Annotated in this window: 22 protein-coding genes; 11 read left to right on the forward strand and 11 right to left on the reverse strand. The window is 55.7% G+C overall.

Going from position 1 to position 24,543, the window contains the following annotated elements; all coding sequences use genetic code 11:
• Positions 1–51 precede the first annotated feature (51 nt).
• Positions 52–1,620, forward strand: a complete 1,569-nt coding sequence (gene tnpC, locus BLU48_RS27520; protein WP_041476245.1) for an IS66 family transposase — start codon at positions 52–54, stop codon at positions 1,618–1,620.
• A gap of 112 nt (positions 1,621–1,732) precedes the next feature.
• On the opposite strand, the gene BLU48_RS27525 is transcribed toward tnpC, so the two are convergent.
• Positions 1,733–3,430: a phosphoethanolamine transferase gene (locus BLU48_RS27525; RefSeq protein WP_003253466.1), complete on the reverse strand. Its 1,698-nt coding sequence runs from the start codon at positions 3,428–3,430 to the stop codon at positions 1,733–1,735.
• 440 nt (positions 3,431–3,870) lie between these two features.
• Positions 3,871–4,077, reverse strand: a complete 207-nt coding sequence (locus tag BLU48_RS32440) for a hypothetical protein (protein ID WP_003253464.1) — start codon at positions 4,075–4,077, stop codon at positions 3,871–3,873.
• On the opposite strand from BLU48_RS32440, the gene BLU48_RS32445 reads away from it, so the two are divergent.
• The 3 genes from BLU48_RS32445 (at position 4,057) to BLU48_RS27540 (ending at position 5,725) form a co-directional block, all read left to right on the forward strand.
• Complete coding sequence (locus BLU48_RS32445; protein WP_223255137.1) at positions 4,057–4,257, forward strand: zinc ribbon domain-containing protein; 201 nt, start codon at positions 4,057–4,059, stop codon at positions 4,255–4,257. The two genes, BLU48_RS32440 and BLU48_RS32445, sit on opposite strands and share 21 nt — an antisense overlap.
• Positions 4,258–4,311: 54 nt before the next feature.
• On the forward strand, positions 4,312–5,217 hold the full coding sequence (locus BLU48_RS27535; protein WP_003253462.1) for a cation diffusion facilitator family transporter: 906 nt from the start codon (positions 4,312–4,314) through the stop codon (positions 5,215–5,217).
• A gap of 157 nt (positions 5,218–5,374) precedes the next feature.
• Complete coding sequence (locus BLU48_RS27540) at positions 5,375–5,725, forward strand: DUF3147 family protein (RefSeq protein ID WP_003253461.1); 351 nt, start codon at positions 5,375–5,377, stop codon at positions 5,723–5,725.
• A gap of 32 nt (positions 5,726–5,757) precedes the next feature.
• Here BLU48_RS27540 and BLU48_RS27545 read toward each other — a convergent pair whose 3' ends face one another.
• Positions 5,758–6,084 carry a DUF2790 domain-containing protein gene (locus BLU48_RS27545; RefSeq protein WP_003253458.1) on the reverse strand — a complete coding sequence of 109 codons (327 nt, stop codon included), beginning with the start codon at positions 6,082–6,084 and terminating at the stop codon, positions 5,758–5,760.
• A 689-nt stretch (positions 6,085–6,773) separates the two neighbouring features.
• Between BLU48_RS27545 and BLU48_RS27550 the strand changes: the two genes are divergently transcribed.
• Both BLU48_RS27550 and BLU48_RS27555 read left to right on the forward strand, forming a co-directional pair.
• On the forward strand, positions 6,774–7,448 hold the full coding sequence (locus BLU48_RS27550) for a heavy metal response regulator transcription factor (protein WP_003253457.1): 675 nt from the start codon (positions 6,774–6,776) through the stop codon (positions 7,446–7,448).
• A complete protein-coding gene (locus BLU48_RS27555; RefSeq protein WP_009682005.1) occupies positions 7,445–8,863 on the forward strand; it encodes a heavy metal sensor histidine kinase in 1,419 nt (472 codons plus the stop codon). The genes BLU48_RS27550 and BLU48_RS27555 overlap by 4 nt, the downstream gene beginning before the upstream one ends.
• Before the next feature lie 57 nt (positions 8,864–8,920).
• Here the strand turns inward: BLU48_RS27555 and BLU48_RS27560 are convergent, their stop codons facing one another.
• On the reverse strand, positions 8,921–9,508 hold the full coding sequence (locus BLU48_RS27560) for a hypothetical protein (RefSeq protein WP_003253452.1): 588 nt from the start codon (positions 9,506–9,508) through the stop codon (positions 8,921–8,923).
• A gap of 266 nt (positions 9,509–9,774) precedes the next feature.
• Between BLU48_RS27560 and BLU48_RS27565 the strand changes: the two genes are divergently transcribed.
• Positions 9,775–9,996, forward strand: coding sequence for a hypothetical protein (locus tag BLU48_RS27565; RefSeq protein ID WP_003253450.1), 222 nt, complete (start codon positions 9,775–9,777; stop codon positions 9,994–9,996).
• 82 nt (positions 9,997–10,078) lie between these two features.
• Here the strand turns inward: BLU48_RS27565 and BLU48_RS27570 are convergent, their stop codons facing one another.
• From BLU48_RS27570 to BLU48_RS27580, 3 genes are read right to left on the reverse strand one after another with little or no spacing between them, the layout of a single operon-like run.
• On the reverse strand, positions 10,079–11,533 hold the full coding sequence (locus tag BLU48_RS27570; RefSeq protein WP_003253448.1) for an ArnT family glycosyltransferase: 1,455 nt from the start codon (positions 11,531–11,533) through the stop codon (positions 10,079–10,081).
• Positions 11,527–12,510 carry a glycosyltransferase family 2 protein gene (locus BLU48_RS27575; RefSeq protein ID WP_003253446.1) on the reverse strand — a complete coding sequence of 328 codons (984 nt, stop codon included), beginning with the start codon at positions 12,508–12,510 and terminating at the stop codon, positions 11,527–11,529. The genes BLU48_RS27570 and BLU48_RS27575 overlap by 7 nt, the downstream gene beginning before the upstream one ends.
• Positions 12,476–12,895, reverse strand: a complete 420-nt coding sequence (locus BLU48_RS27580; protein ID WP_003253444.1) for a GtrA family protein — start codon at positions 12,893–12,895, stop codon at positions 12,476–12,478. Before BLU48_RS27580 ends, BLU48_RS27575 begins: the two co-directional genes overlap by 35 nt.
• A gap of 257 nt (positions 12,896–13,152) precedes the next feature.
• Here BLU48_RS27580 and BLU48_RS27585 point away from each other — a divergent pair, with 257 nt between their 5' ends.
• The 4 genes from BLU48_RS27585 to BLU48_RS27600 all read left to right on the forward strand — a co-directional run bounded on the left by BLU48_RS27585 (position 13,153) and on the right by BLU48_RS27600 (position 17,315).
• Positions 13,153–14,121, forward strand: a complete 969-nt coding sequence (locus BLU48_RS27585; protein WP_009682003.1) for a LysR family transcriptional regulator — start codon at positions 13,153–13,155, stop codon at positions 14,119–14,121.
• A 210-nt stretch (positions 14,122–14,331) separates the two neighbouring features.
• The gene (locus BLU48_RS27590) at positions 14,332–15,639 is read left to right on the forward strand and encodes an OprO/OprP family phosphate-selective porin (protein ID WP_003253440.1); all 1,308 of its coding nucleotides are present in this window, start codon (positions 14,332–14,334) and stop codon (positions 15,637–15,639) included.
• A 298-nt stretch (positions 15,640–15,937) separates the two neighbouring features.
• The gene (locus BLU48_RS27595) at positions 15,938–16,963 is read left to right on the forward strand and encodes a hypothetical protein (protein ID WP_003253439.1); all 1,026 of its coding nucleotides are present in this window, start codon (positions 15,938–15,940) and stop codon (positions 16,961–16,963) included.
• Positions 16,964–17,090: 127 nt separating this feature from the next.
• On the forward strand, positions 17,091–17,315 hold the full coding sequence (locus tag BLU48_RS27600; RefSeq protein WP_003253436.1) for a hypothetical protein: 225 nt from the start codon (positions 17,091–17,093) through the stop codon (positions 17,313–17,315).
• A gap of 90 nt (positions 17,316–17,405) precedes the next feature.
• Here BLU48_RS27600 and BLU48_RS27605 read toward each other — a convergent pair whose 3' ends face one another.
• The 4 genes from BLU48_RS27605 to BLU48_RS27620 form a co-directional block, all read right to left on the reverse strand.
• Positions 17,406–19,403, reverse strand: coding sequence for a heavy metal translocating P-type ATPase (locus BLU48_RS27605; protein WP_009682002.1), 1,998 nt, complete (start codon positions 19,401–19,403; stop codon positions 17,406–17,408).
• Between the two features lie 201 nt (positions 19,404–19,604).
• A complete protein-coding gene (locus BLU48_RS27610; protein ID WP_003253432.1) occupies positions 19,605–19,928 on the reverse strand; it encodes a DUF2790 domain-containing protein in 324 nt (107 codons plus the stop codon).
• Between the two features lie 162 nt (positions 19,929–20,090).
• On the reverse strand, positions 20,091–23,252 hold the full coding sequence (locus tag BLU48_RS27615) for a CusA/CzcA family heavy metal efflux RND transporter (RefSeq protein ID WP_003253428.1): 3,162 nt from the start codon (positions 23,250–23,252) through the stop codon (positions 20,091–20,093).
• A gap of 24 nt (positions 23,253–23,276) precedes the next feature.
• A complete protein-coding gene (locus BLU48_RS27620) occupies positions 23,277–24,527 on the reverse strand; it encodes an efflux RND transporter periplasmic adaptor subunit (RefSeq protein WP_003253426.1) in 1,251 nt (416 codons plus the stop codon).
• Between the last annotated feature and the right edge of the window lie 16 nt (positions 24,528–24,543).

Raw genomic sequence — 24,543 nt, forward strand, 5'->3', positions numbered from 1 at the left:
TAGCGTCTTGGCTGGCTGTCGCAAGTGGCCTGCTTTGGTAAAATCCACGGCATGACGTCCTCACCCAATCTCGATCAAATGACTCCCGACCAGCTACGTGCATTCGCTGCGCAGTTGCTGTCGCAAGTCGAGACCCTGGGCAAGACGGTTGAAACCATGGGCAAGACAGTTGACACCATGGGCAAGAAGATCAACCGCGATCAAACGGTGATCGAGAAACTGACCCACGAAATCGCGCAACTCAAGCGTTTGAAGTTTGCCAAGCGTAGCGAGCAGATGAATCCTGAGCAGGCCAGTCTGCTCGATGACCTGATCGATACCGATATCGCGGCGATTGAGGCCGAGCTTCAAGCCTTGCAAATAGCGCCAGCGACGACCGAGAAAAAGCAAAAGCCCAAGCGCACGGCATTGCCGGCGGAATTCCCACGCACGTTGATCCATCATGAACCGGACAACACTCGCTGCCCTTGTGGCTGCGCACTCAAGCGTATCGGTGAAGACGTCAGCGAAAAGCTGGACTACACACCCGGCGTGTTCACCGTCGAACGCCATGTTCGTGGCAAGTGGGTTTGCGATGACTGCGAAACGCTGATCCAAGCGCCCGTACCGGCGCAGGTCATCGACAAAGGTATCCCAACGGCAGGCTTACTTGCCCACGTCATGATCGCGAAGTTCGCTGACCATTTGCCGCTCTACCGCCAGGAATCGATTTTCGGTCGCGCCGGCTTGGCGATTCCACGCTCCACTTTGGCTCAATGGGTTGGAATGACGGGTGTGCAATTACAGCCCCTGGTCGATGCCCTGCGTGACGTAGTGATGGGACAGCAAGTCATCCACGCGGATGAAACACCGGTACAGATGCTTGCTCCAGGTTCGAAGAAAACCCACCGGTCTTATGTTTGGGCTTACGCCACGAGCCAGTTCTGCGAAACAGCCGCTGTCGTCTACGACTTCAGCCCCAGCCGCGCCGGTGAGCATGCTCGCAACTTCCTGCAAGGCTGGAAAGGTAAGTTGGTCTGCGACGACTTTGGCGGTTACAAGGCCAGCTTCGAACTCGGCGTGACCGAGATCGGCTGCATGGCCCATGCCCGACGCAAGTTTTTCGAATTGCACGCGACCAACAAAAGCCAGATCGCCGAGCAGGCCCTGCGCTACATCCAGTTGCTGTACGAAATCGAGAGCGAAGTGCGTGATCTGGAACCGGATTTACGGTGCCGAATACGACAAGAAAAAGCCGCTCCGGTGATGGATAGATTGCATGTCTGGATGATCGCCCAGCGTGATCTTGTGCCCGAAGGTTCGGCCATCAGCAGAGCACTCGATTACAGTCTCAAACGCTGGGCAGCGCTGTCGCGCTACCTCGATGATGGGGCCGTCCCCATTGATAATAACTGGGCGGAGAACCAGATCCGGCCGTGGGCTCTTGGACGCAAAAACTGGCTCTTCGCTGGGTCGCTACGTAGCGGAAAACGGGCGGCAGCGATCATGAGTTTGATCCAGTCTGCGCGGCTGAATGGTCATGACCCGTACGCCTATCTAAAGGATGTTCTCACGCGTTTACCGACGCAGCGGGCGAGTGAAATCGAGCTGCTGCTTCCGCATAAGTGGCAGCCGGTTTAATCACGCAAGATGTGATGCCCGGACGCATACGTTAGTCCAGCTTCTTATAGCTGTCAAAGCGGACGGGAGCAGAAGCACTTGGCATCCCAGAGGGGCCATCCTACTTCGTGTCTTAGAGGCCTGAGTAAGAGCCTCCTGGCAAGGGCTTGCACGGGGCAGTGAAATCCAAGGCTGAGCGGTACGAGGACGTCTGGACATTCATCATCCCGAGCACTGTGTGAAACAGGTTGTCGTGGCTAAGAGGTGAGCTTGCTTGAGCTTTCAAACAGCCGACGTTGAGCCTTTCACTCTTCGCAAGAGAATCGGACATCCAAAGCACCAATGGCACCTTGGTTTGCTCTTCAGGAGCCATCGCATAAGGCAGCCCATGCAGGTAGAGCCCACCCTCACCCAGTGATTCTCCGTGGTCAGAAACGTACAGGAGCCCAGTGTCGAATTTGGTGTTCGCTGCCAGGATGTCGATCAGCCCGGCTGTAACGTAGTCGGTGTAAAGGATCGAGTTATCGTAGGCATTGAGCACTTCCTGCTGCTTACATTTGTCGAGCTCGTTGGTCTCGCACACCGGCGCGAATTTCTTGAATTGCGCGGGGTAGCGCTTGTAGTAGGCCGGGCCATGGCTACCTTTGTAGTGGAGCACCAGGACAGCATCGCCTTCTTGACGCTTGATGAAGTCTTGCATCTCCGAGAGCAGCACCCCGTCCTTACACTCCTCGCTGGTGCAAAGTTGGGGATCCGCGTGAGAGGCAGCCTTGTGGTTGGGAACCCTGTCGCAGGCCCCTTTGCACCCCGAGTTGTTGTCAGTCCACATGACACTAATGCCTGCGCGTTGAAGCACGTCGAGCAGCCCTTCTCGGCTCTTGGCCAAGCCATCTTTGTACTCGGCCTTACCCACATCCAGGAACATGCATGGCAACGAAACTGCGGTGGCGGTGCCGCAGGAGCTGACGTTGGAGAAGCTGATGACGTTGCGTTTTTCCAGCTCCGGGTTCGTTTCACGGGTGTAGCCATTGAGGGAGAAGTTGGCGGAGCGGGCGGTCTCTCCTACAGCCAGTACCAGCAGCCTAGGTTTACGGGCCGCCCCCTGTCGATTAACTACCGCATCAGTTCCAATGGCCGTCAGCGTTTTAGGTGTGGCCAGCTGGCGCTTCAGGTAACCATGGCCAGCCGCAAACAAGTTGGTGGGTACCAGGATCAGTCGGATCTCCCGATTGTTGCGCAGCAAGGAGGCATATGACTGGTATTGACTCAGCACGATGCCAGACAAGGTCAACAGAGCGAGCGACAGAGCAATGACCCTGCTGACCAAAGCTCTGGCCCAAGGCTTGCGCCGGAGGGGAACCCGGGAGATCAGGTAGACGGGCAACACCCCAACCATTGCGACCCACAGACCGAGCTTCCAATTCAGCAGCTCGGTTGCCTCAGCGACGTCTGTCTCCACAACGTTGGTGAACATTGTGTAATCGATCACGATGCCATAGGCATTCATGAAGTAACTCGCAAAAGCCGCGCTGATCAGTACGAGACATAGAAAAGGTTTGGTCAGCCGCGCCCATGACAGCAAGCTCAGAACCGTAAACACCCATGCGAATACTATGACTGGGAGGCTAGCTGCTAGCAGCCAGTTCACTTCATCGGTTTTGAATACCAGCTTCCAGAGCACGCTCCAGAGCTCAGCATTCGCGAATAGCAGCAACCAAAGAGTTACCAGCCCAATGAGCAGATTAGTGCTGATGCCTTCCTGTCGGGCAGTGCGAATAGCAAAGATCCATTTACTTAACAGGGTGTGAACAATGGATTTTGAAGGTGTCATTATCAAACTCTGAGAGGCTGCTTATCCATGCGTTAGCTGTGGAGTTAGCGGGAGCTGCTTGGCAAACCATCGACAGATGCTGAGCGATTGCGCAATGTGCGGAGCGCCAGAGGCCTTAGGGCCTAGGCGTTGGAGACGCTTAGAATGTGTGAGGCATAGGGACAAAAGAGAAATAAATCTCGCTGAGCGCATTATTTCCGGCGCCTGATAACGACACGATGACCTCGTGATTACAATGCTGACAGAAATGCAATAACTGCTGTTTTAATTGCCATCGACCAGGCTATGATAAAAATTAGGGCGACACCATCTATTAAACGCAGAGCACCGCTCAGCTAGATAAATTTAATTTCACAAACAAAACGGCTTCGTTTTGACGTAGGCTAATTTTGAACTTTCACTTTAACTTACAAGTCTTTCTCGCGAGCAGAACATTCTTTTCAACTTTTGCTCGTTAATATGTCACCCATCAATGAGGGGCGAATACCATGAGCTTTTTCAAAAATATCCTGGGCGGGCACCATGGCCGTGGAAACCACGGTGGAGGCAAGCACCACAGCGGGGGACATGGGGCCGAGCAATACGATCGCCATGGCCGGCAGCAGGGCTGCGACGGCGGCAACCAGGTGTATGACGGCGGGCGCCATGCCACTCCAGCCCCCATTAAAGATCTGCAGGGCTGCAGGCAGTGCCGGACGGCCAACGATCCGTCAGCACGCTTTTGTCTAAACTGCGGAACACCACTATCGAGTGGTTGCACCGCCTGTGGCTCGTTGCTGAGCGCAGGAGCAAAATTCTGCAGTCAGTGTGGCCAAGCGACGCTCTAACGATAGGCAGACAGGAAGGCCAACGAGACCACAACCCTGCGCAAGGAGAAATACGTGGGTTCAAATCATGACCATGGCAGCGCTGCAGTACGCGAGGGGCATCAGAAGAAGCTAATCATGGCGCTCGCCTTGACTGGCAGCTTCATGATTGCAGAAGTGATCGGTGCGTGGATTACCGGCAGCCTGGCGCTGCTGTCTGACGCATCCCACATGTTCACAGATACTGCCGCCTTGGCGATCTCACTGATTGCACTTCAGATAGCCAAGCGCCCGGCGGATCAGAAAAGAACCTTCGGCTATGCGCGCCTGGAGATTCTGGCTTCGACGTTCAACGCCGTGCTGCTCTTCCTGGTGGCGATGTACATCTTGTACGAGGCCTACCAGCGCTTTTTCATGCCGGCGGAGATCGCTACCGGGGCGATGATGTGGATCGCAATCGCCGGCCTGATCATCAACCTAATCTCGATGCGCCTTCTGGCATCTGCGAGCAACGAGAGCCTTAACGTCAAAGGCGCCTACCTCGAAGTTTGGAGCGACATGCTCGGCTCGCTAGGCGTAATCATTGCAGCACTCATCATCCGCTTCACGGGCTGGACCTGGGTCGACACGATTGTCGCTGTGGCAATCGGACTTTGGGTACTGCCGCGGACGTGGCAGTTGCTTCGCGAAAGCCTGGGGATTCTCATGGAGGGTGTGCCGAGGGGGCTCGACGTTACGGCAATCGAGGCCACCATCCGCGGCGTAGATGGGGTCACGGACGTTCATGACTTGCACGTCTGGGCCGTCAGCAGTGGCAGCAACGTGATGACGTCGCACGTAGTGGTACGGGATTCTGCAGATGGGGATGCTGTGTTGGCGGCCGTCGTGGATGCTGTCAGCGATGGATTTGAAATCCATCACTGCACCATCCAGATCGAGCGGGCAGCTTTCCACGAGAGCGTTCCCTCGCCCTCGCACTGATCGATCGGTAAACACCATGCAGACACATCCCCTTCCTGGCTGAGGGGGATGTTGTAGAAGAAATGCGATGAGGGATGGCGTAAACGGCAGGAGCACTTCGAGAGGGGTTGGAGAATGGCTTCACCTCCCCCGTCCACAATCCCCAGAAGGTTCAGCGATGGCTTGGATCATCACGAAGTACCTACTCACTGCCGGAATAGTGATTCTCGTATCAGAGCTGGCGAAACGCAGTGACAAGCTGGGCGGCCTGGTCGCCGCCCTACCCCTGGTCACTGTCTTGACGCTGGTCTGGCTCTATTTGGAGAACCAGAGCATGGAGAAGATCTCCAATCATGCTTGGTACACGTTCTGGTACGTGCTTCCTACACTGCCGATGTTTATCGCGTTCCCGTTGCTGCTACCTAAGCTCGGCTTCTGGCCGACCCTTATCAGCAGCATCCTCATCACAATGGCCAGTTTCGGATGTTTCGCCGTACTGCTGCGCCGGTTCGGCATTGAGCTTCTATGATCCGGCGACCGCAGACATCATCTTGATGAGCCTTAACGGCTGTTAATACACTCGCCCTTCACCAGGTAGCGAACCATGTGCAGCTCGCCTTTCGAGTCTTCGTAGGTCATCATACTTCTTACATTACCGCAGTACCGCACGCTGGGTGATACATACACCAACTTACCAACGTCAAGGTCCATACCGTAGGCATAGTCTTCAAGTTGAGGCATGGGCTTTTTTACGCGCTGAGCATAATCCGCAGTAGCCTCTCTAGCAGAACGCTCAATGCGTTGGTTTATTTCCATACCGCTTTGTGCATTGGCTGTTAGTGATGTGAAGAGCATAAACACGGCGATCGCTGATACAGTAGTGTTCATAAGAAGTCCCTTAATAAAAAAGCGCCCGTAGGGGGGCGCTAAAATTCACCTACCAAAGGAGCGTATGGTTTACAGGTGAATGCATTGACGAGAACAACTGCCCGCTGCTCTTGCCAAGCTGCTTTGAAATGAGACAATTTCCAAAGCAGCGATGCCTCTTCCGCTGCCCTTAAACTAGCAAAGGAGGCTAACACCAAGATGATCGCGCAATTACAATTTGGACATGTAATAGATTGTAAGGTAATTATTCGGGAGACTACTGAGCCACCAAGTGAACTAATTCGCAGAAAGGCGTAGCAGTTCGCGGCCGTGCATGGGGACTGCCTGCGTGGCGCACTCGATGCAAGGCCAGCGCCAGTCTCTGCAAGCTGGCGACCGAAATACTGCCTGTCATGGCCGATTCCGCCTGTCAGGCGAAGCTGTCATACACCGTCGCAGACCCCAGAATCCGCTAAGCTCAGAGCTGGAGCCTGCATGACTGTCAGAAATCTTGCGGCTACATTACAAATTTGTAGGATTTCGCCGCGGCCAGCTTCTTCGCGTTAAGATTCAAGCGTCCTCAGGTGACCCGGCGTATGGACAGAGGTAGCGACTACCACATGCCATACCCTCAGCCTATCTTTCGAACAGCCTGCAACCATAATCTTGGCGGATTAGGCCAACTCCTTCCTCACACCTTGAGATAAGTTATGCGCGTTCTAGTTGTGGAAGACGAAATTAAAACTGCCGAATATCTTCAGCAGGGCCTATCCGAAAGCGGGTATGTCGTAGATATCGTGCACAACGGTGTAGATGCCCTGCACTTGTTCAACACTAATGTCTATTCGTTGGTCCTTCTGGACGTGAACCTCCCCGGTATCGACGGCTGGGACCTGCTGGAAACCATCCGTAAGACCAGCCGGGTCCGCATCATCATGCTGACCGCCCGCGGACGCATCAATGACAAGCTCAAGGGCTTGGACGGCGGCGCGGATGACTACCTTGTGAAGCCATTCGAATTCCCTGAACTGCTTGCTCGCATCCGTTCGCTGCAACGCCGTGGTGATGAGTTGGTCGAGAAGAGCTCGCTGAAAATTGCGGATCTGGAACTCGACTCCGTCCGCCATCGCGTCTTCCGCGGTGGCACACGCATCGATCTCACCACCAAGGAATTTGCGCTTCTGCACCTGCTCATGAGCCGAACGGGCGAAGCGCTGACTCGTTCCCAGATCATCTCGTTGGTCTGGGATATGAATTTCGATTGCGACACCAATGTCATCGATGTAGCCATCCGGCGCTTGCGCTCGAAGATCGATGACCCGTTTGAAACCAAGCTCATTCACACGCTTCGTGGCGTTGGGTACGTTTTTGAGGAACGCGCATGAGGCCATTCAGCCTGGCTGCAAAGCTGGGGTTAAAAGTTGGGTTGATGAGCGCAGCGTTGCTGCTTCTGTTCGCCACCTTTGGCTATCTGATGGTAGGTAAGGCTCTGGAAAGAAATGCCCGAGCGGACCTGGAAGTAAAGATGGCGGGGATGGCTCACAACCTGTCCACCATCCCGGATATCTCCGGCGTCAACGCAGATGCACATCAGCTTGTCGATTTGGTCATGGGCCACAACAACCTGTATGTGAGCATATTCGATACCTCACAGAATCAGACTCCTCTGCTCTCGATTGGCTCGAAACAGGTCAATCTGGAGGTGCACAAGTTTCAGCCGGCGGCCCAGCCTAAAGAGCATGAATGGCGTGATACGCAGGACCGTCCTCTGCTGAGTGCTTCTCGGATCATGCGCTTGGGCGATGGAACAGAGGTCAGCGTCTATATGACCATGGACCAGTCATCCAGTGAGGCACTGCTTGATGCGTTGCTGACTTGGGCCTTGATGATGTCCCCCGTCATCCTCGCACTGATCTTGGCCATTGGCTGGTGGACCGTGCGCAGAGGCCTGCTGCCGCTGACCAAATTCCTCAAGGTGGCGTCAAAGATCTCAACGGAGAGCCTCGACCATCGTCTTCCGACTGATGGGATGCCGGCAGAACTCAAGAAGCTCGCCGACGGCATCAACATCATGCTGGCTCGCCTGGATGATGGCGTTCAGCAGCTCTCGCAGTTCTCTGACGACCTTGCCCACGAACTTCGAGCACCGCTTTCCAACCTGATGGGCAAGGCCCAGGTTGCCTTGACCAGAGAAAGATCGCTTTCCGAGTACCGGGAGGTTCTAGAGTCGTGCACAGAAGAGTTGGACCGCATGAGCCGCATGGTTTCCGACATGCTGTTCTTGGCCCAGGTCAGTCACCCTGCGTCCATGGTGGAGTTCGAACCGGTGTCCCTGGTCGACGAGGTTCAGCGCGTATGCGACCTCTTCAGCATTTCGGCAGAGGAAGGCGAGATCCAGCTGCAGATTTCTGGGAGTGATGATGTGGTACGCGGGAACCGCCTGATGGTTCAACGGGCCGTCTCAAACCTCGTGTCGAACGCGATCCGCTACTGCCCTCGCGGCCGCACGGTCTACGTGAAGGTGCAGCATAGTGCGAGCGGTACGACCTTGAGTGTCGGCAACCCCGGCCGCGGTATTGCCAAGGAACACCATGCGCACTTATTTGAGCGGTTCTACCGTGTGGACAAGAGCCGAGCACGGAGCGAAGGCGGTACCGGTCTTGGCTTGGCCATTGTGCAGTCGATCATGAGCCTGCACCAAGGGTCGGCGAGCGTGGAGGTGACCGAAGAAAACTTCACCTGGTTCCACCTTCACTTTCCCGCAGCCCAGCAACTGCAGCCAGCAATGACCGCCGCTTAAACCGCGCAGACATGATTAGGCCCGTCCATCGACGGGCCTTTTTGTTTGCTCAATGCATCAGTGCCGGAGGACCACAGGGTCCATAGGCGACCGCAGAATCACCGACTTGATGATCTTCTGCTCGTCAGGATTGGCGTTCTTCCACAGGTGTGAGAAGTACTGAGCATTCACTTTCTCTTGAGCACTTACGCTGCCGGCGGCATCGATCAGGCGCATGGTCGAGTAGACACAGATCAGCGCCAGAATGAAGAACGACGTGGCGACCACCATCACATAACGCTTGGCCAGCACCGGTGCCCGCTTGAGCTCCTGGATAGAGGCGTCCGCCGCCTTTGTCGCTGCTGTAAGCTCCGAGATCAGTGGCTGGATGGCGGTGTCGACTCCGCGGCATGCAGCTGAATACGCTGATGCAGCGGCGCGCAAGGCAACCTCCTCCGCGTTCGACCAAGCCTTCTCCGCCTTTCGCACCTCCTCCTGAATCTGCCGGCCGACAGCGTCCACCTGCTCCACCAGTTCGTTCGACCTCTCCAGAACAGCGCTGGAGGTCCGCGTCTGCGAGGTCAGCTCATCGAGCTGGACAGTGAGTTTTTCAGTGCAGCGGCGAAAGTCACCGATAGCAACTGCCCAGGGCTCTATGTCATTCATGGCTATCTCCTAGGGCGGCCAACAACGCCGCGCTGAATTAACGCGCTAGATATCAAAATTGTAATTTAAGAGAAAATTCTTAGTCGCCCTCGACAGTGCCGAGATAGACATGATCCTTCCAGATTTGAGGATTTAACGCATCCTGCCTGCCGCCAAAATTACGGAATTGTAATTATTGACTCACCTTGTCGTTAGCTTCGCGTTCCTAAACTACAAACCAACAAAGGCCGCTAATCAGGCAGGCCTAGTATGAACCGAGGTTCACAATGAAATTTGTCAAATCTATCGCTATTGGCAGCCTGCTGCTGGGTCTCATGGGTACCGCTTACGCTGAAGGTGGCTTCGAGCGAGCGAAACAGTTCAATGAAAACTTCCGAACCGAACAGGCTCGCCTATGGAGCGATGACTCTTCGGACCAGAACAAACAACAAGTCGCTCAAGAGCAAAAGAAAGAAAGCAAGGATGGTAAGGAACAAGCCGACAATTAATCGGCGGTTAAATAGGACTTCAAATGACGAAAGAAATCGACAAAAAAGCCAGGATAAAACCTGGCTTTTTTGTGCTTGGAATTTAGCCTTCGTTCTTGCGAGGCGTTTCCGCATTGCTTTCTCCAGCCAGACCCTCGGCACCTTGTACGGTACGTTTCCAATGGCACAGCATGAGCTGGCTGGCGTTCGCTTCGGTGATCGCTGTACATGCTAGATCAGCGGGCAGACCATCCTTGCTGTCTCGCAAGCGCCTGGACAGATAGAACGAGCCATCCTGCGGCCACTTGGCAGGATCCTTGATGTTCTCGGACTTTCCGCTGCTGTAAAACTCCGACGAGTATGAGCGGCGGCCAGGATAGATCAGGGGAGCGGAATGAGCAGACTGCACATTGAGCCAGGCTTGAACCACATCTCGCTGATTCTGAGGTCGCTCCTCAAGTACCCCGGCGTAGATGATGCCCGCACCGATGATTGGTAACACCAATGCACTCGCCGCGGCAGCCCATGTAGTCTTCGGGCCAACATCGCTGATCCGTCCGGATAGCAGCAATGCCCAGGCTGGCAGCGCAGGTAGCAGGTAGGTCCACAGAATGTTGCCTGCAAATGTGAAGAAGACCGGTGTCGCCAAGGCCCACAGCCAGAGGTAAGCCTCGAAGCGCTGCATTGATTCACGCTTGCGGATCAGTAATGGTAAGAAAAAGGCCCACGGCAGTAGCGACAGTCCGAGCTGGATCCAGATGGTGCCATATGGCTTGGCATGAGCACTGCCGTATAGGTCGCCCGCCCAGTTACTGACGACGTAGCGGCTCCAGTGCTCACCAACGAAGAAGTACTCCATGAAGCCGGGCGTTTTCATCTCGGCCGCGACATACCAAGGCACGGATATACCGAACATGAGTACAAGGCCGCTGATCCAGGGAAGCCTCAGTACCCGTCCCCATTCCTTGTAGATAACGAACCAGGCGAATGCCGGCGCCCCCATAAGCACTAGGGTCAGAGGGCCTTTGGCAAGCAAGCCCAGCCCGAGACCTGCGAACATCAGGTAGGCATCCGCCTTGCTGGCGCACTTCATCCAACGCCAGAAACCGTAGCTGGCCAGCAGAATCGAGAACGACAAAACAGGGTCGGTCAGCACGACACCGCTGGAGACTAGGCCAAGGGTGGTGCTGGAAAAGATAATGGCGGCCCAGATGCCGGCGTTACGGGAAATCTGCTGCGTGCCGAGTTTGATGATGATGAAACAGCTTGCCAGGTGCAGCAGCCACGCCGGGAAACGCGCAGCGAACTCGTTAACGCCGAAGACCGTCATGCTTGCGGCCTGGGTCCAGAAGGACAACGGTGGCTTGCCCCAGAACGGTACCCCGTAGTCGAACATGGGCGTGATCCAGTCATTCAACTCGACCATCTTGCGAGCCATTTCAGCGTAGCGAGCCTCCGATGTGTCCATCAGTGGATAGATGCCCAGCCCCACCAAACGCAAGAGCAAAATCGAACCCAGGATCCACCACAGCGTCCGCTCGTTTTTCAGGCTCAGCATTTCTTACCCTCGATCGAGGCCATCGAAGGGTGGAGTGACACGGGATCCGCCTTGCTGCTGTGCTTCAGGAAATAGAGAGGCCGGCGCTTCACTTCCGCGAGTGTCACGCCCAGGTACTCCCCCACCATGGCGACACCGACGCACATGAATGAAGCCATTCCGACGATCAGGTGATGGATGTCGAAACTTCCTGCCACAAGCGACGCAAGCATGTAGCAGATGCTGGAGACGAAAAGACCGAAACTGATGAGGCTGAAAATGCGCAGCGGTTTGCGAGAGAAGCTGACGATGCTTTCGATGGCCAGATTGAACAGGCCAGCTGCATTCCACTTGGTGCTGCCGGCATGGCGAACGGTGCGATTGTAGGGCAGCTCGATGGTACGGAAGCCTACCCAGCCGATCATGCCTTTGAGAATCCTGGAGCGTTCGTCCAGCGCCCGCAGTGCTGCCAGCGGCGCAGGCCCAATCAATCGGAAATCGCTGACATCGGCCGGCATGTCCACCTTCTCCACCAGGCGCTGCATGACCCAGTAGTAAGCCCGGGCACTCATGCGCTTAAACCACGAATCACCGACTCTCAGGTTGCGTTGCATGTTCACCACGTCGTAACCGCGTTGCCAGTGGTCCACCATGGCCGAGATGAGCTCTGGTGGGTCCTGCAGGTCGACATCGATGAAGATCAGCGCACTGCCACGGGCATGGTCTATCCCGGCGCTGAGTGCAGCCTCTTTGCCGAAGTTGCGACTCAGGGACAGACAACGTACAGATGACCCATCCTGATAGTGGCGAAGAATGTCGGCCGTTCGGTCGTTACTGCCATCGTCGATATAGAGGATTTCGCAGGAGACGGGTAAGCGCTTCACGACGCGGGTGATCCGCTGGTGGAACTCGGGGATGGTTTCCTCTTCCTGGAAGCAAGGGACGACGATGGTTAACAAGGGATCAGGGCGCTCGGGAAAGCGATGTAATGTCTGCATGATTGAATGTCCAAAAACGATGTGCAATGAATCCAAGTGCAGTGAGGCTTAAGGTCACTACAAGTTGGGAGATGAGCGGTGACAGATTCGACTTGATGAGGAACCACATACCCACGCCATTGCCGAAGTTTGTGGCTAACGCGACCAGTGCAAACCTGACAGGCTGAAACTTACGAGAGCCATCTGACACAAAGCAGAGCGCCCTATTTCCAATAAAGCTTGCGATAGCGCCAACCATGCCTCCACAGATACTGGCTAGCAATGGAGTAGATAATTCTGTCGTAACCAGCACTAGGAACACCGCATAATGGATTCCCGTTGCTATGAAGCCGATCCCCAGATAACGAATCAGTAAGGTAGTAAGAGGTAGGGTTTGATTTTCCATGCCCAAAGCCTATGGAGGCAAAGGTGAAAAAAAAGTGAACCAAATGTAAATGCGTAATTGGCTAAATTTAGATCTGCCAAGTAATGAAATTGGCGCGCTAGGCTAGCACGCTACAATATCAGCAAGATTGCTCGAAAATTACGCTTTCGAAATAAAACCTTCCGATAACGCATGCATGACCTGCGGATTACAATGCTGACAAGATAAGGAAATGCTGGGTGGCATTGAGATAGATTCCCCGAATTAAGGGGGACCCAATGGTTACACAAAATGAAACATTTACAAGCAGCGTTGTTCCTTACAGTCCTGACATATTGGATGATCTGCCAATTGATGATCAGCTGGCCGTAGAGTTTTTCGCAACAGCACGTTGTGCCAGTTTCAAACAGGCTGCCCGGGGGCTCAATGTGCCAGTGGTAGGCCTTCGGAAACGCTTGGAGAAACTGGAAGAGCACATTGGTGCTCCCGTGTTTGTATACAAACACAACAAGCTTGCCCTGACCCGCACTGGCGAGAGGGTCAGCCATTACCTGTGCCAGCTCTTCGGCCCAGACGGCCTTGGCAAGTCCGGTGAAAAGGAAGTCCCCAGGCTTACCATCGCGATCACGGAGCCAGTGTTGAGCGACATCGTAAACCGCGATCTAGTCGCCTACGTGCGCGATCATGCCGAAATGCAGCTTGAAATCCATTCAGAGTGCACAACGCAGATGCTCTCTGAGTGTGAAGTCGATGTGGGTATCGCTTTCGTGAGCCCAGATGATGAGGGCGCGTTTGATCGCCATCCTACGTATAGGTTTGAACGGCTTGGCCGGATTGGGCACTCGCTGTTCATTTCCAGCCGCTACTCAAGAAGCGTCACCCTTCCAGTGCAGAGCCTGGATTTGCACAACTTCATGCTCGTTATCCCTTGGGATGAAGAGATTTTGGCGGGCTCACGAAAGTGGGCATCGATAATGGCTGAGCATCAGGGCGGTACCACTCGGGTAAAGAACTATAACTTATCCCGTGGCCTTGTCGTAGGAGGCGCGTGTATCGGTGTGCTGCCCGACTATAGTCGAAAGATGGAGAGGAATATTCTGCCGGTGCCGGGTTTTTTGGACGATCTGGAGGAGAAAGATGTCTATCTTGTTATCAAAACCAAGCTTGCCCGCAACCCGCACGTTCTGGAAATCCGTAGATTGATCAAGAAGAGCTTCTTTGATAAGAAGGACTGGCTTGTTCGGTAACAGTTTTGTTAGGTTTCAAACTCTCCTGTTAACACTACAGAAACACAACTGTCATATTCGCTTGCAATCTAGTCAGAGTGCTTAGAACAAAGGCATCTTGTTACAGCAGGTGACAACCGTGGCCTGCTCCCATCTGCAAGATAAATTTAGGCCGACGAAGGGCGAAATACAACGTCGGTAGCTAAGCACTTAACATACGAGAGGCAAGCAATGATCCGTTCTTCGAACATGCGGGAAAAGCTGTTGGCTGCCGCAATAATAGGCACATTTTCCTCGCAAGCATTCTCCGGAACAGTAACCACTGACGGAGCTGACATCGTTCTGAAGACCAAGGGCGGTCTTGAAGTATCGACTTCTGACAAGGAATTCAGTTTCAAACTGGGCGGTCGCGTTCAGGCCGACTACGGCCGTTTCGATGGTGTCTTCACCAAGAATGGCGATACCGCTGACGCCGGCTACTTCCGTCGCGCCTACCTTGAGCTCGGCGGCGTTCTGTACCGCGACTGGAAGTATCAGCTCAACTACGACCTTTCCCGCAACACGGGCAACGACTCCGACGGTTACTTCGACGAGGCCAGCCTGACCTACACCGGTTTCAAGCCCGTCCAACTGCGATTCGGTCGTTTCTACACCGACTTCGGTCTTGAGAAAGCCACCAGTTCGAAGTGGACCACTGCCATGGAGCGGAACCTCTCGTACGACCTGGCGGACTGGATCAACGACAACGCCGGCATGGGTGTTCAAGCCACCAGCACCATCGCTGACATGGCTTATGTCTCCGGTAGCGTTTTCAGCGAAACCAACAACAACTCGGATGGCGACAGCACCAAGCGCTACAACGCACGTGCCGTGTTCGCACCGCTGCACAGTGATGGCAACGTCCTGCACGTCGGTGCTCAGTACGCTTACCGCGACCTCAAAAACAGTGCGGTCGATACCCGGATTCGTTCGCGTCTTGGCGTTCGCGGTGTAGATACCAATGGCGGCGGCGATGCCGGCACCAACGGCAACCGCATGCTGTTTGGCGGTGCCGCCGCACAAGATGGCCTGTGGAAGGACGATTCGGTCTGGGGTCTCGAAGGTGCCTGGGCCACCGGCCCGTTCTCGGTGCAAGCGGAATACCTTCGCCGCAAGCTGAAAGCTGACCAGGCCAACAGCGACATGAAGGCCTCTGGTTACTACGCCCAGATGGCTTACACCCTGACCGGCGAGCCGCGTATCTACAAGCTCGACGGTGCCAAGTTCGACACTATCAAACCAGAGAACAAGGAACTGGGGGCCTGGGAAGTTTTCTACCGCTTTGACGATATCAAGGTCGAAGACGGCAACCTGGTCACCGCAGCGGATCAATCGAACGAGCGCAAGGCCAAGAGCCACACTGTGGGTGTGAACTGGTATGTCAACGAGGCAGTGAAACTCAGTGCCAACTACATCAACGTGCGTACTGACAATAACGAGAACACCGTGGGCGACGACAGCGGCAATGCAATCGTGACCCGCCTGCAATACGTCTTCTGATCCCTCTCATCAGTCTGACGTGAGAAAGCCGGAAGCGCTCAATGTGCTTCCGGCTTCCCTGTTTCTGACGTGATCGAGCTTGGAGCGTCCTCCTCCTACCTGCTCTCGCTCACCTGATGACCTCTCTTGCCAAAACTCGGCGAATCTGGTGTGATTGCCGCGTCGGGTTTTGCATGGTGGCCGTGCAAGCAAACCAAACCTGACTCCTACTCATGATTGAACCTGATTCGACGTCCAGCTTCGCGTCTAACGGCCCTACAAGCGCAGCTACCCCAACGTCGCTCATTAGGGGATAGTCATGTCTGCCAAAAAGCTGCTTCAACCTCTCGCTGCTCAGCTGCACGCCTCATTCTCGGCTTCCGGTCGCCCGTACGCTCACCAGCACATTCACCAGTTGCTCCACGCTGCCATTGGCTCCGTCTCCCCAGAAGTTGACTCCCAAGACAATCTGCCAATCCAGGTATGCCGTGACAGCGACAGGCAGTACAACCTCTACGAGACGATTGAGCGGGCGAAAAAGTGCTTGGGATTGACCGATCTTCAAGCAGTCGGCGTGGCTGAAGAAGTCATCGAAGTACTACGAGCTGCAGGGATAGGCGTGAACCAGGTTCGCCTGCTCCTCGACCCCTCCTTCACCTCGAAGACTCGTAAAAAGGCATTCAAAGCCCTTTGCAAGAATCTGGATCTGAACGAGCTCGGCGATCGATTCGTCCCGAAAACGGCGACGCTGGCCATTGCGGCGGGTATGGCACCGCCTCCGAAAATCACGTGGAAAGATCGCTTCGCACTGGCTGCAGATTTCCCTATACGGGGACAGAGCCAGCTCGTCGAAATGGTGACTCGAAGCGAGTGCTATCTGTGGGTATTTCCGCCGACTGATCATCAAGCTACGGCTTCGGCGAGTCACGACCGCTATTTCGGTGAACAGACCCATCCGAGCGCTGAGATGGGCATGGGGTTCACTATCATCGATTCCGGATCGACCCGCCCTAAATTTCCGATGCTCTCCAAACAGCCGGAAGAGACCTTCATCCAGTATTCACTTTCGGCGCCGATGTGGTTCTGGCGCGCACAAAGTAACACCTGGCGGCTGGGAAACATCCTGCGCTCCAAGATCCTTGACGGGGCTCCTTGGCATAACGAGCCCTTGAGCGATGTGCTGCCAGGTGGTCTGAAGTCTCTGCCGCGGATTTATGGGTGCACCACCTGCCAAACGCTGTTCGTCGAGAAACACAGCGGCTATCCGGATGTACCCACTCAGTGCCAATGCGGTGAGGCGAGCAGCACGCGTGACCAAAACGAGTCACCTGCTCTCAATAGCTGATTTTCCTTACGGTGGCGGGCTATGCCCCCCGTTAGGGATTGGCTATGGGAGCGGGATTCGCTCACCCCAAACCTGAAGGCGCCGCCATCTAACCGAGCGATATGAGCTGAATGCTCGCGGAGTAGATATGCAGAACAGTACCAACAAACAAGACACCCTGGCGGCGATCAATGCACTTGTGGAGATTGCGTATGATCAGGGATTTGCGAACGGACAAGGGGTCGGCAATCAAGTCGGTTTCGTAGCCGGTGTCATGAGTCTCAAAGCTGCGTTGGCCTGCGGCTTAAGGCACGGCTCACCTGAGTGTGGGAAGGCCCTTGAAAGCCTCAAGCGCATCGGGATCGACGAGTGAGAAAAGTACGGGTCGTGCGCTGATCGCGCACGACCCGTACTTCTACTTCAAGTCATTTCCCTGCTTAGCTTCATGATTGAAGCTCAGGGATCAGGAGCTTCTGCGGTAGGCCAACAACCGCAAGGCGTTGAAGACGACCAGCAGTGTGGAGCCCTCATGGATCGCAACGGCGGCACCAATGCTCAAGCCCATGATGGTAGACGGAACCAAGATGGCCACAATCCCCAAGCTGACGAACAGGTTCTGGCGGATGATCGATCGCGTGTGACGGCTCAGCCCCACCGCAAATGGGAGTTGCCTGATGTCGTCAGCCATAAGCGCGATATCAGCCGTTTCCAGGGCGACATCAGATCCGGCAGCCCCCATTGCGATGCCAACGCTCGAATTGGCCATGGCAGGGGCATCATTCACGCCGTCACCCACCATGGCCACCCTGGCGCTGAGGCGCAGGTTCTTGATGGCCTTGACCTTGTCTTCCGGCATTAGGTCTCCCCACGCCTCATCTAAGCCAACTTGTTTGGCTACCGCCTCTGCAACGCGGTTGTGGTCCCCAGAAATCATGACCATGCGGTCGATGCCCATCTCTCTGAGTTTCTGGAGTGCCTCTTTGGCACCCTCTCGGGGTGTGTCCAATAGCCCGATAGCGCCCAGATCCTTGTCAGCGCGACGTACCACCATGGTTGTGCGGCCCGACTGACGCAGACGCTCCGCAGCCTCCAAGGCTGCCTTGCTCAGTGCGGGAATACCATTGGTACCGAACATCTCGACCTTGCCAATCCAGACGAACTGCCCATCAAGCTCGGCACGTACGCCGCGGCCAATCATGTTGCTCATGTTCTTGGCTTGCAATCGGCGCCGTGTGCCAATCATCTCTTCACCGTCACGCACAATTGCCGCAGCCAGCGGATGGTCGCTCATCGACTCCACAGCGATGGCGACGTTTAGTAGATCCTCGATCTGCGTGCCGCCTACCGGTATTACATCGGTGATGCGTGGGCGCCCTTCGGTCAGGGTACCGGTCTTGTCGAATGCCATGGCATTCAAGGAGCCGAGCTCTTCAAGCGGTGCACCGCCCTTGATCAGCACGCCACCTCGGGCTGCCCTGGCGATGCCAGATAGAATGGCGCTTGGTGTTGCGATCGCCAGCGCGCAGGGGCTGGCTGCAACCAGTACGGCCATCGCCCGGTAGAACGAGTCACGGAACGGCTCATCAAGGAAAATGCCGGCAAATAGCAGCCCGACTACCAGCAGCAAAACCAACGGGACGAATATGCGTTGGAAGCGGTCCGTGAATCGCTGGGTCGGTGACTTCCTGACTTCGGCTTCACTGACCATCTTGATGACCCGCGCCAGGGTACTTTCCGTAGAGCGCCGTGTTACCTCAACCTCGATGAGCGTTTCGCCATTGATGGTACCGGCGAAGACTTTCGAGGCTGCATCCACTGCATCTGGCTTGCTGCGTGCGAGTTCGGCATCAGGGACAGGTTGCTTGTCCACGGGGACGCTCTCACCGGTTACTGGCGCCTGGTTGATACTTGAGGAGCCCACTACAACAAAACCATCGGCCGGTAGGCGGTCATTGGGGCGCACGATGACAACGTCACCGGGAACCAGCAGCTCCACAGGCATTTCCAACGTGCCATTTGCTCTGCGTACGATCGCGGTGGCTGGTGCGAGCTTGGACAGTGCCTCAATCGCTTTCTTGGCCCGCCCCATCGCGTAGCTTTCAAGGGAATGCCCCAGACTGAACAGGAACAGCAGCAGAGCCCCCTCCGCCCAGGCGCCAATGCTCGCGGCACCGGCTGCGGCGAGAAGCATCAGCGAATCGATCTCGAAGCGTTTCTGGCGGATGTTGCTGATCGCTTCCTTGGTGGTGAACCATCCACCGAACACATAGGCCGACACGTACAGAATCAGGGGCAGTCGATCAATCAGGTCAAGTTGTCCTGCGAGAGCTCCGGCACCCAGGAGGGCACCACAGATCAGCGCGAAAATCAGCTCCGTGTTCATGCCAAAAATGCCGCCATGCTCATGGCTATGACCTTCATGCCCAGCTTGGTCATCAGGGCGTTCAAGCAAACTCTTCATAACTCGTCCCTTCTGGGGTCAAGGCTTCCAATTGCCCTCTGCAGTTGGGAGCCGTCGCGGTTGGTTAGCTAAGACCTATTGCACGGTTTGCCCCGGCCCAGGCGTTAACATGTCAAAACCATGGGGCATCGGGCGTAATAAAAAATGCCAGGCACTGCCTGGCATTTATGAATTCTCTAATTGTTCTGTTCAAATCGTTTACTACTTGTTGTTGATGCATTGCGAATACATCGAGTAACGAACAGTCTTGAGCGTGCCCTGGGAGTCCTCGAAGGTCATCAACCGTGGGTAGACCTGGCAGGTACGTGGGTCCTGCGACTGACGTACGAACTTAGCAACGTCTATCTTCATGCCATATTTGTAATCCTGAATCTCTGGCATTGGCTTGCCATTTTTCTCCGCGTACTTGGCCACTGCGGTCTGGTGCTCCTTGGTGTATTGCAGCTGCTTGCTCTCGGAAAAAGTGTTGGCCTGCGAAGCCACCGAGAAAACAACAAGTGCAGCAGCGATAATTAGCTTTTTCATAAAACCCTCTCAATTTCAAAACTTCTCGGGCGTAACCTTAGCAATGCATAGGCATCACCGGCATGACGAGAAACTTACAATTTTGAAAGGTAAGTGCATCTACTTCACTTTAAACAAAAAAGCCCACAACACGTGTTGTGGGCTTCTCTTTAGCGGAGCCTGTTAGCTAACCACTTCGGCCTCGTCGCCGTCTTCATCCTTGCGGTGTGCCCAGTAATACAGGGCAGGCAGTACCAACAAGGTCAATGCGGTGGAGGACAGGATCCCGCCAATCACCACAGTCGCCAGTGGCCGCTGAACTTCTGCACCGGTACCGGTGGCCAAAGCCATCGGGATGAAGCCCAGGGAAGCTACCAAGGCAGTCATCAGAACAGGTCGCAGACGGGTTAATGCACCTTCATCGACTGCCTGCCTGAGCGTTCGCCCTTCCTCCCTTAGCCCGCGGATGAAGGCAATCATCACCAGGCCGTTCAGTACTGCAACGCCGGACAGTGCAATGAAGCCGACACCTGCCGAGATCGACAGTGGGATGTCCCGCAACCACAACGCCACAACACCACCGGTGAGTGCGAATGGAATACCGGTGAAGACCAGCATGCCGTCCTTCAGGTTGTTGAACATCAGGAACAACAAGGTCATGACCAGCAGCAAGGCGACTGGAACAACGATCTGCAGCCGTTTGGCAGCCGACTGCAGCTGCTCGAACTGGCCACCCCAAGTCGTCCAGTAGCCCGCAGGGATTTGCACCTTCTGATCCAGCGAAGCGGTCGCCTCCTCAACGAAGGATCCCAGGTCACGGCCTCGAACGTTGGCACTGACGATTACCAGACGCTTGCCGTTCTCGCGGCTGATTTGGTTCGGGCCCAGTTGCAGGTCCAGATTAGCGACCTGCGACAGCGGGATGAAACCGATCTGGTTGGCACCCTGAGCCGCATTGGCAGGCACCGGAATCAGCAAACTGGACATCCCCGCTACGTCGGTGCGAACGGTCTCAGGCAGGCGCACTACCATGTCGAACCGACGGTCGCCCTCATACAGCGTGCCGGCCTGGCGACCACCCACGGCGATAGCGATCGAGTTCTGAACATCCGCGATGTTCAGGCCGTAGCGTGCTGCTTTCTCGCGGTCGATGTTGATTGTCAGCACCGGCAGGCCGGATGTCTGCTCAACTTTCACTTCCGACGAGCCCGGTACCGCTTTGAGCGCTGCCGCGATCTTGTTGGCGGTGTTGTTGAGCACGTCCATGTCATCGCCGAAGACCTTCACAGCGACATCACTACGCACGCCCGAAATCAGCTCGTTGAAACGCAGTTGGATTGGCTGCGACAACTCGTAGTTGCTTCCTGGAACACCCGCTGCGGCCTTCTGCACCTCAGCAATCAGCTCATCGCGAGGCTTCTTGGGGTTAGGCCACTGATCCTGAGGCTTGAGCATGATGTAGGCGTCGGAGGCGTTCGGTGGCATCGGGTCAGATGCAATTTCCGCGGTACCCGAGCGTGCGAACATCCGCTCGACTTCAGGCACCTGCGCTATTACCGCTTTCTCCAGACGCTGCTGCATCTCGACGGACTGAGTGAGGCTCGTTCCAGGCACACGCATGGCCTGCATCGCAAAGTCACCCTCACTGAGGCTTGGGATGAACTCGCTACCCATACGACTTGCCAGCACACCACTGAGCACGACCAAGGCTACTGCGGCCGAGAAAGCGATGTTCCGATGTCCCAGCACCCATTGCAGAACCGGCTCATAGCGCAGTCGAGCTGTGCGCATGACCACGCCTTCCTCTTCCTTCACCTTGCCAGTGACGAACATGGCAATAGCTGCAGGAACAAAGGTAACGGACAGGATCATTGCGCCCAGCAGAGCCATCACAACGGTGAACGCCATAGGGTGGAACATTTTGCCTTCGACGCCGGTGAGGGCGAAGATCGGCAGGTACACCACCATGATGATCAGCTGACCGAAGATCAGCGGCCGGCGAGCTTCTCGCGCCGCGGCAAAGACCTCGTGGAAGCGTTCGGTTTTGGTGAGCATGCGGCCATGCTTATGCTGCGCATGAGCCAGTCGACGGATCGCGTTTTCTACAATAACCACGGCACCGTCGACGATGATGCCGAAGTCGAGTGCCCCCAAACTCATTAAGTTGGCACTGACCTTGTTGTTGAACATGCCTGTGAAGGTGAAAAGCATGGACAGCGGAATCACCATCGCGGTGATCAGGGCTGCACGGATGTTGCCGAGGAACAGGAACAGAATCGCGATTACCAAGATCGCGCCTTCTACCAGGTTCTTCTTCACCGTCGCGATGGCTTTTTCAACCAGGTTGGTACGGTCGTAAACGGTCACAGCCACCACGCCCTTTGGCAGGGTGCGGTTGATGTCCGCCAGTTTGGCGGCGACAGCTTGAGACACAGTACGGCTGTTTTCACCAATCAGCATGAACACGGTACCGAGCACGACTTCGCGGCCGTTCTCAGTAGCAGCACCTGTGCGGAGTTCTTTACCGATGCTGACGTCAGCAACGCTGCTGATGCGAATCGGTGCACCATCCACGCTGGTGATCACGATGTTGGCGATGTCTTCGATGTTGCCTACCTGGCCGGGCGCACGGATGAGCAACTGCTCACCATTACGTTCGATGTAGCCGGCGCCGACGTTGGCATTGTTACTTTCCAACGCTGCGACCAGGTCATTGAGGGTAAGCTTGTAGGTAGCCAGGCGCTTAGGATCTGGCGCAACCAGGAACTGCTTGGCATAGCCGCCGATGGTATTGATCTCGGCTACACCCGGGACGTTGCGCAGCTGAGGCTTGATGATCCAGTCTTGGATCACGCGCAGGTCGGTCGGGGTGTAAGGCGTACCGTCCTCTTTGACCGCGCCATCTTCGGCTTCAACGGTCCACAGGAAGATCTCGCCGAGGCCGGTAGATACCGGGCCCATAACGGCCTCTACGCCTTCTGGCAGCTGTTCCTTCGCAACCTGCAGCCGCTCGTTGATCAACTGGCGGGCAAAGAAGATGTCAGTGCCATCCTTGAAGATCACGGTGACCTGAGACAAGCCAGAGCGAGACAGGGAACGGGTCTGCTGAAGGCCCGGGAGACCGGCCATGGCCGTTTCAACTGGAAACGTGATCCGTTGTTCGGTTTCCAAAGGCGAATAACCAGGCGCTGCAGTGTTGATCTGCACCTGGACGTTGGTGATATCGGGTACCGCATCGATGGGCAGCTTTTGATAGCTGTAGATACCGATACCCGCCATGATCAGAACAGCGATCATTACTACGATGCGCTGCTCGATGGCGAATCTGATGATACGTTCAAACATGAGAAATCATCCTGTCAGTTCGCATCAGTGACCGTGTTCGGCAGAAGCTTTGCCGAGCTCGGACTTGAGTGTGAAGCTGCCACTGGTTGCTACCTGGGCGCCGGCTTCAATACCGTCGATGACTTCCACGTACCCATTGTCGCGACGACCCAGTTTTACCGGGCGGGTGTCAAACCCATCTGGGGTGCGTACGAATACCGAGGGTTTGTCTTCAACGGTCTGGACTGCGTGCTCAGGGACCGCTACGGCAACTCGATCAGTCTGGGAAGTGACCGCAATGTTCACGAACAGGCCTGGACGCCAGGCACCGTTGGGGTTGGTCAAGGTGACGCGGACAGTGGCTGCGCGGTTTTGCTCGCCCAGCAGGCTCCCGACATAACCCACCTTCCCTTCGACCTCGACATTCATGTCAGGCGAAGAGACTTTCACCGCACGACCAGTCGTGACCTTGCCCAGATCTGTAGGCGGGACGGCGAAGGTTGCCCAGACCTGATTCAGGTCAGAAAGGATGAAGGCGTTGGTCGCCTCGCTGACGACTTCGCCAACGGTCAGGTGTTTCTCCACCACCACGGCGTCGAAAGGAGCTCGGAGTTCGTAACGATTACCGCCAACGGAGTTAACCGAAGCACCGATCGCACCGACCTTCTGCTTGGCGTTGGCCAAGGAGATCTCCGCTTCTTGCAGCGCTTGGCGTGCTTGGAGGTAGTCTTGCTCCGCGGAAATCTTGTCCTGCCACAGCTGCTTCTCACGCTCGAAGGTCACTCGCGCCAGTTCGACGCGACGCTGTGCGGCCTGTTGTTCGCTGCGCAGGTCAGAGATCTGCTGGCTCGCGATTACAGCGAGGACCTGACCCTTTTTGACCGTCTCACCCAGGTCGGCTTGGACAGTCTCTACAACGCCAGGAACACGAGGAACCACGTGGGCGGTCCGGTCTTCATCGAAGCGAATTTCGCCCGGGAAGCTCACGACTGTACCCAAGTCACGCGGCGCTGCAGCTTCCAGGGCAACGCCGGCAGCCTTGATCTGCTCAGCGCTAAGCGTCAGCTTGCCCTCTTCTTCACCGCCCTCTTCGCTGTGGCCTTCTTCACCATGGCCCTCATCACCCTCCTCTTTGGCGGCAGATGCGGCTTTCTTTTCGTCGCCATGGCCATCGTTAGCGCCATGCTCGGCGGTACTAGCGGCCTGCTGTCCAGAACTGTTGTTCCAGGCAAGGCTGCCAAATCCGAGGGCTGCCACAGCGGCTACCGCGAGGGCGATCTTGCGTTTGTTATCCATTGCTACTCCTGCTGAT

The organism is Pseudomonas synxantha, from assembly GCF_900105675.1.
GTDB classification, from domain to species: domain Bacteria; phylum Pseudomonadota; class Gammaproteobacteria; order Pseudomonadales; family Pseudomonadaceae; genus Aquipseudomonas; species Aquipseudomonas synxantha.

Excerpts from the sequence above, each read along its gene's own strand:
- tnpC (WP_041476245.1), top strand. The coding sequence starts at position 52 with ATGACGTCCTCACCCAATCTCGATCAAATGACTCCCGACCAGCTACGT.
- BLU48_RS27525 (WP_003253466.1), bottom strand. The coding sequence starts at position 3,430 with ATGACACCTTCAAAATCCATTGTTCACACCCTGTTAAGTAAATGGATC.
- BLU48_RS32440 (WP_003253464.1), bottom strand. The coding sequence starts at position 4,077 with ATGGCGCCCGCCGTCATACACCTGGTTGCCGCCGTCGCAGCCCTGCTG.
- BLU48_RS27540 (WP_003253461.1), top strand. The coding sequence starts at position 5,375 with ATGGCTTGGATCATCACGAAGTACCTACTCACTGCCGGAATAGTGATT.
- BLU48_RS27545 (WP_003253458.1), bottom strand. The coding sequence starts at position 6,084 with ATGAACACTACTGTATCAGCGATCGCCGTGTTTATGCTCTTCACATCA.
- BLU48_RS27550 (WP_003253457.1), top strand. The coding sequence starts at position 6,774 with ATGCGCGTTCTAGTTGTGGAAGACGAAATTAAAACTGCCGAATATCTT.
- BLU48_RS27555 (WP_009682005.1), top strand. The coding sequence starts at position 7,445 with ATGAGGCCATTCAGCCTGGCTGCAAAGCTGGGGTTAAAAGTTGGGTTG.
- BLU48_RS27560 (WP_003253452.1), bottom strand. The coding sequence starts at position 9,508 with ATGAATGACATAGAGCCCTGGGCAGTTGCTATCGGTGACTTTCGCCGC.
- BLU48_RS27565 (WP_003253450.1), top strand. The coding sequence starts at position 9,775 with ATGAAATTTGTCAAATCTATCGCTATTGGCAGCCTGCTGCTGGGTCTC.
- BLU48_RS27570 (WP_003253448.1), bottom strand. The coding sequence starts at position 11,533 with ATGCTGAGCCTGAAAAACGAGCGGACGCTGTGGTGGATCCTGGGTTCG.
- BLU48_RS27575 (WP_003253446.1), bottom strand. The coding sequence starts at position 12,510 with ATGCAGACATTACATCGCTTTCCCGAGCGCCCTGATCCCTTGTTAACC.
- BLU48_RS27580 (WP_003253444.1), bottom strand. The coding sequence starts at position 12,895 with ATGGAAAATCAAACCCTACCTCTTACTACCTTACTGATTCGTTATCTG.
- BLU48_RS27585 (WP_009682003.1), top strand. The coding sequence starts at position 13,153 with ATGGTTACACAAAATGAAACATTTACAAGCAGCGTTGTTCCTTACAGT.
- BLU48_RS27590 (WP_003253440.1), top strand. The coding sequence starts at position 14,332 with ATGATCCGTTCTTCGAACATGCGGGAAAAGCTGTTGGCTGCCGCAATA.
- BLU48_RS27595 (WP_003253439.1), top strand. The coding sequence starts at position 15,938 with ATGTCTGCCAAAAAGCTGCTTCAACCTCTCGCTGCTCAGCTGCACGCC.
- BLU48_RS27600 (WP_003253436.1), top strand. The coding sequence starts at position 17,091 with ATGCAGAACAGTACCAACAAACAAGACACCCTGGCGGCGATCAATGCA.
- BLU48_RS27605 (WP_009682002.1), bottom strand. The coding sequence starts at position 19,403 with ATGAAGAGTTTGCTTGAACGCCCTGATGACCAAGCTGGGCATGAAGGT.
- BLU48_RS27610 (WP_003253432.1), bottom strand. The coding sequence starts at position 19,928 with ATGAAAAAGCTAATTATCGCTGCTGCACTTGTTGTTTTCTCGGTGGCT.
- BLU48_RS27615 (WP_003253428.1), bottom strand. The coding sequence starts at position 23,252 with ATGTTTGAACGTATCATCAGATTCGCCATCGAGCAGCGCATCGTAGTA.
- BLU48_RS27620 (WP_003253426.1), bottom strand. The coding sequence starts at position 24,527 with ATGGATAACAAACGCAAGATCGCCCTCGCGGTAGCCGCTGTGGCAGCC.